Here is an 11,687-nt window from a genome sequence, read left to right as displayed (position 1 = left end):
ACTTTGATATCAAAGTAGTCTGGCAGACATGGCTCGACGGGACAACATCACGAGCGCCCACGATCCGGGCCCTGCGGGCGAGGACAGCGTCGCGGCCAGTGGCTCCGGCTCCGCCGCTCGTGACGCGGGCTCCGCCGCTCGTGACGCGGGCTCCGCCGCTCGTGACGCGGGCTCCGCCGCTCGTGACGCGGGCTCCGCCGCACATGCCGCGGGTCCCGCCGCTCGTGACGCGGGCTCCGCCGCACATGCCGCGGGTCCCGCCGCACATGCCGCGGGTCCCGCCGCACATGCCGCGGGTCCCGCCGCTCATGACAGTGTCGCGGAACTCATCGCCGAGTGGGCCGGGGTGGACCCGGCGATGGATCTGGCCACCGTGGCCATCGTCGCCCGCCTGGGACGGATCAGGACTCACATCGCGATGAGGATGGACGAGGTCTTCGCCGCGCACGGAATCTCCGCGGCGGACTTCGCCGCCATGTCGATCCTGCGCCGCCGAGGGGAAGTGCCCATGCGTAGCGTGGCGGACGGTCTGTACCTCACGGCCGGGACGGTCACACCGCGCATCCGTCGTCTGGTCGACCATGGCCTGGTCCGCGTCAGTCCCGACGTTCACGACGCGCGCGTTCGCCTCGTGGCGCTGACGACCCTGGGAGAACGCACCTTCGATGCTGTCGTGCCGGCCCATCTCGCGACCCAACGCCAAGCGCTCGAGTCGTTGACCGCCGCCCAACGGCTCGAGCTCGCAGGCTTGCTCGCGATCCTGTTGACCGATCTGGAGTCGTGATCAGCCGGCGACCCCGCGCGCGCCGCGTCGAGGTGCTGCCGATTCGCTGAGGACCGGTCGCTGCCGGATCGCTGCCGGATCGCAGCGGGAGGTGATGGGCTCTGGCGGGATGTCTCGGGTGCGGGTGCGGGTGCGGGTGCGGGTGCGGGTGCGTGTGGGGGTGCCTGTGGTGCTGGACACATGCGGCGGAAGTCACAGCCGATTCGAGGCAGGGCCGACAGGGAACCCCGTAGGGTAGAGACACAGCCCCCGCCGCCGCATCTCCCCCGAAGCGACGGCGGGGGCTCATCAATAGTGTGGAGTCAGTTCGGCTTCAGTCCAGGTCAGTTCAGGTCAGTACAGCTCAGTTCAGGGTCGTTCCTGAGAACACTGCGGCACCGGTGCTGCTCCAGGTGCGGAAGCCGACCTCGGAGCCGGTCGGTTCCTTGTACCCAGACGACCGGCAGCCGGAGCTGGTCATCGCGTCCTTGAGGCTGCTGACGTCGAACAACTTGATGCCGTCGATCGAGGCGTACATCGAGTCGCCCTGGGCGATCACTGTGACCAGGTGAGGGCCGTTGACGGTCATGCCGCTCGGCCACTTGACCTTGGCGACCGGATTGCCGCACTCCTTGCCCTGGTTCCAGACCCGCAGCAGAAGAGCTTTGCCGAACGACTTGTTCACGTTCTCGTATCCGGGGTCGTACTGGAACGAGTAGCCGGTGGGTGAGGCTCCGTTGGACAGGCTGGCCCGGGTCCAGATCCCGTAGCCCCACCCAGACCGCAGATCGGCATTGGTCGTGAAGACCATGTCCTGGCTGGAGCGCTTGGTGGTGCTCATCACGCGGGCCTCGTTGCCGTACGTCATGCTGACGTTGTTGCCGGAGATGTCGGCTCGACCGTAGACGAGCTTCCACTGAGTGGCGGGGATCGCCCCGGTGTCGCACCGGTTGAGCACCTGGCGACCGAACTCCTTGGTGTCCTTCGGGCCCTGTCCGGTGACGACCACGCTGAAGACTCCGCAGGGAACACGGTCGAACACGACTTGCCCCGCCCCGTTGCTCACCTCGTGATTGGCGCGGAAGCCCTTGCCGCCCAGCGTTGGTGCGATGGCCACCTTCATGTTCGGGTACTTGGAACTGGAACCGACCGCGCTGTCGAAGTCGACGACGACAACGCCGTTGCTTTCGACGATGCCGATCTTGGGGTCGACCTCAGGCGTAAGTGCCTGGCCGGCTGGATTGATCCGCAGTTCCTTGCTCGTGGCGGTGGCGCCGTCGCTGCTGACGACCCGCACCCACACACTCCAGGTCTTCGTGGAGTCGAGGATCAGATTGTGGCTCAACCCGCTCCCGACGGGATCCCACGTGGGACGGCGGGAGGTGGGGGCGCGATAGCCGACCTCATAGCGTTCGATGCGTCCGAAGCCAGACCAAATCGGCGCCGTCCAACTCAACTGCACCTGATCGGGGTTACCCGGTGCCCGAACCGCAGTCAGCCCACGCGGCTCTGTCGGCTTGCGGCCCTGGAGCAGGACGCTGCTCGTGAAGCAGCCGCCGTACTTGTTGTGTGGCGTGATCTTCGCGACGTAGACACGATCCCCTTCGAGTCCGTCCAAGGACTCCGAGGCGTTGCCCGAGTCGCGGTCGACCAGTGTCTTGCCGTTGGACAGCTGCTTGACGAGGACCCGGTACCCGTCGATGGGGGCGGCGCCCACACTCGCCGGGGGCTGCCATGACAATCGCGCCGAAGTGGCCGTCCGGCTCGCTTCGACCTTGGTGATCCCGCCTGGCGCGAGACGCTCGACGCGGTAGGTGTTCGTCTTGGCGGAACCGCCCACGTCGTCGTAGGCCGTGACCACGACGCTGTACTGGGCACAGGCGCCGGACACTGCCACCGATCGCGATGTCTGGTCACCCGCCACGGTGAAGGACTGATCCTTGCTGCCGTCGAACACGTTGACCACGTAGTGGTCGGCGCCCGGGACGGCCTTCCACGTGATGTCGAGTTGGTTCAGGTCAGCACCGCTGCGGGTGACCTTGAGGTTCCCGGGCGCATCGATGGCCGGCACGGCAGCGACCGCAGCCGGTGCGATCAGGACCGCCGCCGCTGTTGCCGCTGCGGCTGCTCCGGCGAGCGCCCGCCGGAGCATTGTCGTCTTGGTTGTGTCGCTGCTTGCTGTGAGCCGAATACCCATCACTGCCACCTCTTCTGGGCAAGCAAACCCACTTATCGATGCTACTCCGCAGGCGGCGGTCACTCGCGGCGACGCCGTTTCGGCGGACCCGCCAGCGGCTGCCGTGATCCCGCCAGATGCGGCGACATGTGAGCACTGGTTGGCGGGCTCTCGTCATTTTGGGCGCCGCTTCGCCTGCCAGGGGATCGTTGCTGGTGCCCGGCGGGGATTCGTCTGGACGTCGACCGAGGGGTCCGAGGGGTCGGCGGCGTACCTGGTCGTCTAGTTCGCGCACGTTGTGCTGTGATCCCGCCAGGGGCTGCTGTGATCCGGCCAAATGTGGCGACTTCTGAGCACTGGTCGGAGAGCGAGGGCGTCGGCATCTCGCTACGAACCACGATCTCCGACACGGCGAACCGCCCACCGTGGTCCAGGTTGGCGCAAACGAAACTTCGTGCTCGCGCTGGCCGCACCACAGATATGGAAGTAAATGTCGCGATCTGCCACCCGGCAGGGTTTTCACAGGGACCTATGGCCCGAATCGGAACGCGAATCGCACACTCCCGTGGTGGTGGTGCTACACACGAATCGCGACGCTCAGGAGGTCACCATGTCGACAGCTGCCCGAACAGCCTGGGGATCACTCACGATCGTGGGGACGGTGGCAGCACTCGCGATGAGCAGCCTGACGCCGGCCGCGCTCGGCGGCGAAGAAACCGATCAGGCGTTCGACGCTCCCGTCGCGCCCCAGATGACCCAGAACCAGTGGAAACCGGTCAAGGACAACACGACCGTCAACTTCACCGTGGGGCTCAAGCGGCGCGACTCGGCAGCGGTAGATCAGATCGCGGAGGTGTCCGACCCGACATCGCAGCAGTACCGCCGTTTCCCCGATCGATCGGCCATCCGGAACGACTACGGTGCGCGAAGCAACTCCCTCGACGCCTTGCGTTCGAGCGCCAAGTCCTACGACCTCGAAGTCCGTCTGGACCGAACGGGTGTGTTCGCAACGGTCACGGGACGCGCCGGAGACATGGGCAAGTGGCTGGGCAAGCCGGTGAAGGCAGTGGGCGGAGCTGCTTCGGGTCTGGTCTTTGAGATTCTGCGCAGTCAGGGAACGCTGCCGGACAAGGTGTCCAAGAAGGTCCGCGAACTCGTGGCAGTGGACGTCAAGACCGACGCGGATCCGCAGGCGCAGGCCCGCGCACTTCCCCCGTACGAGGGGATCAATGAAGGCACACCGATCAGCTGCTATCCCGAGGACTTGAAGGAGATCGTCTACGGATACAACCAGCTCAGGACCGCCTACGGCGTCGACGATCTGCCTGCGAGTGATTCCGTGGCGAAGAACGCACGAATCGCGATTCTCGCGCTGGAGGATGGATACACCAGCGTGGCTTTGAAAGGCTCCGCGGATTGCTTCGAGGTCGGGCGGTCCATCTTCACCCGCCGTCCTGTCCAGGGGTTGCGGACGCAGTTGCCCCAAGCGACCGAGGGTCAAGTGGACGTCCAAACCGTGCAGGCTGTGCTTCCGGCAGGAAGCCGGGTCGATGTCGTTGAGCAGTCACCGTATGACGGTCGCTGGCACCTGGCGTGGGCCAAGGCGTTCGCGTTGCCCCGGATGCCCGATGTCATCACGGTCTCGTACGGCGTATGTGAACAGGAGTACGAGGGCGGCGGAGGCCTCAAAGGTATGTCGAAGTCGCTGGTTGAGGCTGTCCTGCAGCGCTTGGCGCTCGCGGGCACCTCGGTGTTCGCGTCAGCCGGGGATCAGGGGTCCAGCGACTGTGTCGAGAACAACGGGACGGGCAAGGGCAACAAGAAACTCGCGGTCGACTACCCGGGAACGAGTCCTTACGTCACGTCGGTCGGGGGCACCCGCATCATCCTGGATGCGGCGAACAACCGCACCGGGGAATGGGTGTGGAACTCCACGGCTCAGCTGCCCCCGGACGGTCCGTTGCTGGGTGGTGGCGGCGGCGGAACCTCTCGGTGGTTCGAGCGCCCCTGGTGGCAGCCGAAGTCCATGACGAAGTCGTCGAGCCGAACGGTGCCGGACGTCTCCGCCCATGCGGCTCCTGGCCCCAACTGGCCTTACTTGATGAGCGAGGGTCCCGAGGTGTTACTCAGCGGCGATGGTGGGACCAGCTTCGCGGCTCCGTTCACCGCGGCTGCGGTCGCCGTCATCGTGGCTTCTCAGCGAGCCAAGGGCAAGCCTCCGCTCGGCACCGTGCAGCCGTTCCTCTATCGCCTGAGTCAACAGCACCCGGCGGCGTTCTACGACGTGGTCGATGGCAACAACGACGTATACGACCGGGGTTGCTGCTCGGCGAAGGTCGGCTATGACAAGGCATCAGGTCTGGGGTCCCCGAACTTCGCCCTGTGGCTGGAGCACCTGCCCAAGCCGGGTCGCTGATCCGGGCTGACCGATGCGTCAGCCCAAGTTGTCCCACACCAGTCGAGAAACACCTTGGATCGTGGTGATGCCGTAGGTGAAGCCCTCGGTCCCGCCTGCGCCGACGGGGTCCTTGGTGGTGAGTACGGCGATGACATAGTCGCGGCCCGCACCCTTGACCCAGCCGATGCTGTTGACCTGCCAGGGACATTGGGCGATGGGTTGCGAACACGTGGGCAGGGTCTTCCACCCGTTCTTGTGTGCCACGGTGATGTCCGGGTCCCGAGGGGCGTAGTTGGGTGGGTCGCATGTCGTTCCCCAGGGCCCGCAGGTGATTCCCCAACTCTGGTCCGCCTGGATGTTCTCCATCAGGCCCAGGCCATAGGTTCGTGCCGCCTTGCCGAGGACCGGCTTGCCCTTCTTGCCCTTGGGGTTCTTCTCCGGGGTTCCGTAGGCGAAAGCTCTCATCAAACGCACCTGGTCGGCCGCGGTGGTCTCAGTGTTGCCCCAGCCGTAGTACGTGGGGCTCTCGCACCCGACGTCGGTGTTCGGCATGGGGATCTTCTTGTTGAACTTCGTGAACGCTCGGCACCCGCCCCCGAAGTGAAAGAGCGCAGTGGCTGCGGAGTTGTCGCTCACCTGGATCATCTGGGTCATCAGGTACTGCAAGGAATAGGGGACTCCTGAGGGGATCTCGGTCTTGTCGTCCTGGAACGAACGCAGCCATCCGGCCAAGATGTCGACCTTCATGATGCTCGCCGTGTACTGCGTCGTGTCCGCGTCGGTGTAGACCGAGGTCTTGCCGGTCGTGTTGTCGTAGACCGCGACTTGTACGACTCCTGCGCGGGTTGCCAGGTAGTCCTCCACACCGTCCAGCGGCGCGGCCGCAGCGGGGCCGGTCGAGACAACAGTTACCCCCAGCGCTGCCGTGGTCGCGGCGGCGAGTGTCGTGAGGGTTCTCTTGAAGGAGTTCACACTCCACGGTAGCCCCGATCACCTGCTCGTCGGCGGCGCGCAGCAGCCGGTGGATCGGTGGATTGAAGGTTAGTCTGCCACCGAGAAGCCGGGTTGACGGTGCGAGAACGGAAGCGGGAGAGATGGCCGGGGATCACTTCGTGACGTGCCGTCAGGTGGTGGTCGGATGACGCTGATCACCAAACCCAAGCCGGGGACGCCCAAGTTCGCGGCCATCATCCTGGCGGCGGTCCTCGTGCCGTCTTTCGTCGCCACCGCGATCGGCGGTCAGTACGCCGGTATGGCCTTCGGTATCGCGGCAGGCTTCGTCATGGCCGTTGCGCCCATGTCCCACACGGGTGCCGCCGCCGCGTCTGCGGTTCTGGCCGCAGCGCTGGCAGCCGTGTCGAACGTCGCGGGAAACACCCCTTGGGCGATCGCCGTGTTGATGCTCGTGTCGGCGTTGCTGCTGGGGCTGACGAACCAGCACTCCGCCGGGCTGATGACATTGGCGCCGATCATCGTCATCATCTTCGGCCCCGGTCCGGTGCAACTGGACTGGTGGCAGGCTGGGGCGTGGACCCTGGCAGGCGGCATGATCGGACTGATCATCGTCAAGGTGCTGAAGTTCGAGGCGCCACCACGACCGACACCCGCAGCCGTGGCCTGGCGCCACGCGTTGGTCCTCGGCATCCTGTCGGCGGCCACGATGTACTGGGCATTGGCCAATGGGATATCCCATGGCTACTGGGTGACAGTGACGATCATCGTGGCCCTGCGACCCATGCCGGAGGAACGCGGCGAAACCCTGAAGGGGCGATTGCTCGGCACCGCGCTGGGTGCCCTGGTGGCGCTGCCGATCGTCTTGTTCCTGCCTCAGATGGCTGCTGCCGCGCTGGCCGCCGTTTTCCTGTTCCTGCTGGCCGCGTACTCCATGGGCGGCAACTACTTCATGCAGACGTTGTTCCTGACCCCGATGCTGCTGGTCTTCGCGTCCCTCGGTGATCCACAGAAGGGCTTCACCATCACGGTGGAACGTGTCTACTACACCGTCATCGGGATCGTAGTCGGAGTCGCCGCAGCCTTTCTGTTGGACCGTTGGGATTCGCGGGACACCGAACGGGTGGCCGTGCAGGAGCAGTGAGCCGCGGTCTTCCGGCTGCCGTTTGAGACGCATGCTGGGGAGCAACAGTGTGTCGACGTGTCGCATGATGAGAGTTGACCTGTGCATGGTGTCGTGAGCAACGAGCCCTCACGCTGAACTTGAAGGCCCGAGGTCCTCGTGGACGTGGAACAACCCACACTGGCGCAGCGGTTGGGTCGGGCACCCGATGCGCGGATCGTCATCGTCTCGTGTGACGACATCGGACTGCTGCCCGAGGTGACCCACGGCGCAGTGGACGCCCTGACCTGGGGCGTGGCGACGTCCGGCTCGCTCATGGCGCCGTGTCCAACCGCGGAAGCAGCCGCCACCGAGGTCGCCGGTTTGGATATCGGGGTTCATCTCACCCTGAACTGCGAATGGGAGGGTGTGCGATGGCAGCCGCTGACGCTTGGGGGCAGCCTGTGTCGGCATGACGGCACCATGTTCCGCTCCGTCCCGGGGCTACTGGAGAACGCAGCCGAGTCCGATGTCGCCGCCGAGCTGCGCGCCCAGATCGAACAGGTCCTGGCGTGGGGTGTCGATGTGACGCACCTGACCTCGCACATGTATGCCGTTCAGGATCACTCCCGGTTCCAGGGCCTCTACTTGGAGATCGCCGCGGAGTACCGTCTGCCCGTGCGCCTCAGCGGCTCGGCCACCCACCCCTCTGTGGCTCGCCAGCGCGCTGCGATCGCCGGCGTCTTCACCCCCGACCACCTGATCCCGCTCACGCATGTGGGATCACGGGACGCGCTGATAGCTGCGCTCGCTGACATCCCGCCTGGGGTCACCGAGTTCCACGCTCATCCCGCGCGTGAGACGCCGCAGTTACGCAAGGCGTTCACTGACTGGGAAGGGCGCGTGGATGACCACCGGCTCTATTGCACCGACGAGTTCTTCCGCGCGGCACTGGCCGGGATCGAACTCATCGGATACCGAGAACTCCGGGACCTGATGCGGTCCCCCGGTTAGGCCTGCGGCAGTTCCTGGGCCATCTGCCGGAAGGTTCGGCACGGGCGGGCGCCGAGGCGGGTGAAGTACGACACGGGCCCCACCCAGGCGATCTGCGCGGTGTCGACCCCGCGTTGTGCCAGGTCCGCGCACGCAGCGGACATCGTGGCGGCCCCGACCCCGCGACTCTGATGCTCGGGATCGGTTCCCATCGGCCCCAACCACCCATGGCGCAGTGTCGAATGGGCCATGAAGGCCAATGGCTCAGACCCGGCGAACGCGACGAACAGTGTGCCGGATTCGACCGCGAGGTCGAACTCCACCAGCCACGGTGGCCAGTTCCGTCCGACCAGCTCGCGTGCCGCCGCGACCATGTCCGCGTGATGGGCAGCGGAGGTCAACCGCTCGATCGTGACACCGGCCGGAGGCTCGATGTGGAAGTCGGTGGTCAAGCAGAGGTTGACGGCCTCCCCGGTCTGTCGGGCTCCCCGGTGGGCGGCGAGCGCCAGCGCAGCGTCCCACGCGGCGTCGATGCCCGGCCAGAGGTACCAAGGTGCCTCAGCTCCCCACCGCAGGGATGTGGCGCCTTGCCTCACCATCCAGTCGATTGCGGCATCCAGCAGTTGCGAGGCCACGCCCTGGCGCCGCCTTGCGTCGTCGACGGCGATCAAGCGCACATGGCCGCGTCGACCAGAAGTGCTGCTTCGCAGCGTCGCCGCGAGCACGCCGGAGCGGTCGGGCGTGACGAGCACCAAGCCGGGATCAGCGGCCAGAATCCGGCCCACCTCGGACGGCGACAAGGGCTCCTGCGGTTGTGCTCGGTTCCAGATCTCGACGACCTCGCCCCTGGCATGGTCTAGGTCGGTCAGCCGGACGAGTGGCGCCATGGGGGATCAGCGTAGCCACGCTTGCGGATTCGGGGTGCGCCTGCATTCGCGTCGCGGTAGTTGCGGGATGACCGTGGCAATCGCATCCGGGTCCGTGCCGGCGGGCCTGTCTGGATCTCGAGGATGCGGGGGAGGTCATGACGCTCGGGCGGGGAGCACCGGCCGATGAGGTCAGGCTGGGACTTGGGACCCTCTGACGTCAGACTGGGGATATGGTGCTCAGCGCGGGTCTCTTGCCGTTTCAGTGGATCGAGGGCGATCTGCACGTGTTCCTCACCCATATGGGAGGACCGTTTTGGGAGCACAAGGACGAGGGCGCGTGGTCCATCGCCAAAGGTGAGTACGACCCGGCCGAGGAGGCGCCCGCCGATGTGGCTCGGCGGGAGTTCACCGAAGAACTCGGCATCCCGGCACCCGCGGGGGAACTGATCGAGCTGGGCAGCGTTCGAGTGCACAAGGGCAAGACGGTCCAGACGTTCGCAGTGGAGGTGTCCTGCGAGACCGCGGCCGGACTGAGGTTCCTCGCGAGCAACACGTTCACGATGGAGTGGCCGCGTGGATCCGGTCGACTCGGAGAGTTCCCCGAGTGCGATGGCGCGGCCTGGTTCGACCTGCCCACCGCACGCGCCAAGGTGATGCCGAGCCAACTGCCCATCCTGGCGGCGCTTGTCTCCGCCTGCGACGCCGCGGGTCAGTGATCCGTCCGAGTGTGATTCACAGTCACGCACTGGCTGACGGAAGTAGCCTGAGCTCATGAGGTCGACACGACTGGTGTTTCTGTCCGCCCTGACCGCAGCCACGTTCGGCGCCACCGTCTCCGCGGCGGCCGCCATTCCCGTGTCACCCGCAGCAGGTGAGACGACGCCGACGGCAATGCCGACGTTCCAGTGGGCCGCTGAGCATCCCGGCCAGTTCTCGACGTTCCTGCTCGCGGGGTCTCCCGAGGTGTCCGGCTCGGCCGGCGAGATGTCCGCCGAGAAGATCGACGTCAACTCCAACACCAGCGGCGAGACGAGTTACACGCCCGTGGACCCCATCGACGCCGGTCGAGCGTGGTGGCAGGTGTGCGAGCAGGCGCCGGATTTCTCACGCTCCTGCTTTGCTCCCCGTGAGGTGTACATCCCCATCGACCTCGACGAAGCGCGCCGGTCGTATTCGAGTGCGACGCGCACGGTCCGCGTCAGCCTCAGCGGCAACCTTTGGCGGGGCGGGAGTGCGTCCGTGCGGCTGTCCGCGTCGGGATGGTCGCGGACCTATCGCGCTGAGGTCAGCGGCGGTGGCGTCACTATCGACTCCGCGCGGATCCCTCGTCGCGTCAAGGCAGTGACCTTCTCGGGAGTTGTGTCGATCCAGGGCGTCTCCGAGACATTCCGACTCCCGCGTGTCCGCACCCGCTGACTGCGGTGCCGATGAAGGCCCGCCTGTCGTGATTGGCTTCTGAGGCTGGGAATTTGGTTTGATCGAAACGTGATGGCGTGGTTGTTCGCGGAGGTTCCTGGCTGGGTCCGACTTCTTCTCACGGTGGCGATCACGGTGGCGATCACGGTGGTCATCGTGTGGCGATTCCATGATCGGATCCTCGCGCTGTCCAACGGCGATCCCTGGCCACCGGAGCCCCAGGAAACGGCCGAGGAGTCCGACGGCAAGGCCGACAAAGAGACCGACGACGACAAAGACGACGACGACTCCGGCAAGCCCCCCAAGCCGTTTTACCTGGCCGGGCGGATCATGGCCATCACCACGACAGCCTTCGTGTTCCTCCTGGCGTTCACGCTGAACAACTTCTGGGGTAACGCACAAGACGCCCGGGTCGCGCTCGAAGAAGAAGGCGGCTACTACCAAAGCGCGGTGCTCGCCGCGGCGGGGTTGCCCGATGGACCCCACAAGGACGCTGTCCTCGAAGCTCTGCGTGGCTACGGCACTGCCGTCGTGGAACAGGAGTGGCCGCTGCTGGAGCAGGCGAACAGCGTCGAGGCCTTGAACCTGCACCGCCGCCTCGGTGCCGAGTTGGCCAGGGTGACGGTTCTGGCCGACCCCCCTGCAGAAGTGACCAACGACCCGTCCTGGGGCGCGATCACCACTGCCATCCCGGACATCTTGGATCAAGGAACTCAGCGGATCCACCAGCTCCCCCGGCCGCAGGCCCCCGGCATCATCGGGCTGATCTTCCTGCTGGCGATTCTGAACCTCGCGGTGACCGCTGCCTACCAGCCGGCACCGTTGGTCCAGAACATGGTCCTGATGGGGCTCATGGCGGGGATCGTCGCGTTGATGTTGTTCATCCTGGTCGAAACGAGCAACCCCTTCGCGGGGTCGGGGGCGGTTCTGCCCACGCCGTTCCTGCGCTGAGCGGACCCTCAGCCGAGGACTCTGAGGTCTCGCGTAGATCACCGCTCATCCGAGCACCTGAGCCCAGC

10 protein-coding genes are annotated in these 11,687 nt (G+C 66.0%); 7 read left to right on the top strand and 3 right to left on the bottom strand.

All coding sequences use genetic code 11. The features are described from left to right. Positions 1-28 precede the first annotated feature (28 nt). Complete coding sequence (locus V9E98_04935) at positions 29-784, top strand: MarR family transcriptional regulator (protein ID MEI2716330.1); 756 nt, start codon at positions 29-31, stop codon at positions 782-784. Positions 785-1,127: 343 nt separating this feature from the next. Here the strand turns inward: V9E98_04935 and V9E98_04930 are convergent, their stop codons facing one another. Beyond that, on the bottom strand, positions 1,128-2,960 hold the full coding sequence (locus tag V9E98_04930) for a fibronectin type III domain-containing protein (protein MEI2716329.1): 1,833 nt from the start codon (positions 2,958-2,960) through the stop codon (positions 1,128-1,130). A gap of 547 nt (positions 2,961-3,507) precedes the next feature. On the opposite strand from V9E98_04930, the gene V9E98_04925 reads away from it, so the two are divergent. Continuing rightward, a complete protein-coding gene (locus tag V9E98_04925; GenBank protein ID MEI2716328.1) occupies positions 3,508-5,355 on the top strand; it encodes a S8 family serine peptidase in 1,848 nt (615 codons plus the stop codon). An 18-nt stretch (positions 5,356-5,373) separates the two neighbouring features. Here V9E98_04925 and V9E98_04920 read toward each other — a convergent pair whose 3' ends face one another. Beyond that, positions 5,374-6,309 (bottom strand): serine hydrolase, encoded by a 936-nt coding sequence (locus V9E98_04920; GenBank protein ID MEI2716327.1) that lies wholly within the window; start codon positions 6,307-6,309, stop codon positions 5,374-5,376. Between the two features lie 166 nt (positions 6,310-6,475). Between V9E98_04920 and V9E98_04915 the strand changes: the two genes are divergently transcribed. Beyond that, entirely contained in the window at positions 6,476-7,432 is a 957-nt protein-coding gene (locus V9E98_04915) for an FUSC family protein (GenBank protein ID MEI2716326.1), read from the top strand. Positions 7,433-7,576: 144 nt separating this feature from the next. After that, the gene (locus tag V9E98_04910) at positions 7,577-8,404 is read left to right on the top strand and encodes a ChbG/HpnK family deacetylase (GenBank protein MEI2716325.1); all 828 of its coding nucleotides are present in this window, start codon (positions 7,577-7,579) and stop codon (positions 8,402-8,404) included. On the opposite strand, the gene V9E98_04905 is transcribed toward V9E98_04910, so the two are convergent. After that, positions 8,401-9,270, bottom strand: a complete 870-nt coding sequence (locus V9E98_04905; GenBank protein ID MEI2716324.1) for a GNAT family N-acetyltransferase — start codon at positions 9,268-9,270, stop codon at positions 8,401-8,403. The two genes, V9E98_04910 and V9E98_04905, sit on opposite strands and share 4 nt — an antisense overlap. A 212-nt stretch (positions 9,271-9,482) precedes the next feature. On the opposite strand from V9E98_04905, the gene V9E98_04900 reads away from it, so the two are divergent. From V9E98_04900 to V9E98_04890, 3 genes are all read left to right on the top strand, one after another. Next, positions 9,483-9,968, top strand: coding sequence for an NUDIX domain-containing protein (locus tag V9E98_04900; protein ID MEI2716323.1), 486 nt, complete (start codon positions 9,483-9,485; stop codon positions 9,966-9,968). A 55-nt stretch (positions 9,969-10,023) separates the two neighbouring features. Next, complete coding sequence (locus tag V9E98_04895; GenBank protein ID MEI2716322.1) at positions 10,024-10,668, top strand: hypothetical protein; 645 nt, start codon at positions 10,024-10,026, stop codon at positions 10,666-10,668. A gap of 69 nt (positions 10,669-10,737) precedes the next feature. Next, positions 10,738-11,619 (top strand): hypothetical protein, encoded by an 882-nt coding sequence (locus V9E98_04890; protein ID MEI2716321.1) that lies wholly within the window; start codon positions 10,738-10,740, stop codon positions 11,617-11,619. The last annotated feature ends 68 nt before the right edge of the window (positions 11,620-11,687 follow it).

The organism is Candidatus Nanopelagicales bacterium (assembly GCA_037045355.1).
Lineage (GTDB): Bacteria > Actinomycetota > Actinomycetes > S36-B12.
This window is presented reverse-complemented; position numbering and strand designations above follow the sequence as displayed.

What these genes read in the sequence shown, in the direction of transcription:
- V9E98_04895 (MEI2716322.1), top strand. Translation starts at nt 10,024, where the DNA reads ATGAGGTCGACACGACTGGTGTTTCTGTCCGCCCTGACCGCAGCCACG.
- V9E98_04930 (MEI2716329.1), bottom strand. Translation starts at nt 2,960, where the DNA reads ATGGGTATTCGGCTCACAGCAAGCAGCGACACAACCAAGACGACAATG.
- V9E98_04905 (MEI2716324.1), bottom strand. Translation starts at nt 9,270, where the DNA reads ATGGCGCCACTCGTCCGGCTGACCGACCTAGACCATGCCAGGGGCGAG.
- V9E98_04935 (MEI2716330.1), top strand. Translation starts at nt 29, where the DNA reads ATGGCTCGACGGGACAACATCACGAGCGCCCACGATCCGGGCCCTGCG.
- V9E98_04900 (MEI2716323.1), top strand. Translation starts at nt 9,483, where the DNA reads ATGGTGCTCAGCGCGGGTCTCTTGCCGTTTCAGTGGATCGAGGGCGAT.
- V9E98_04915 (MEI2716326.1), top strand. Translation starts at nt 6,476, where the DNA reads ATGACGCTGATCACCAAACCCAAGCCGGGGACGCCCAAGTTCGCGGCC.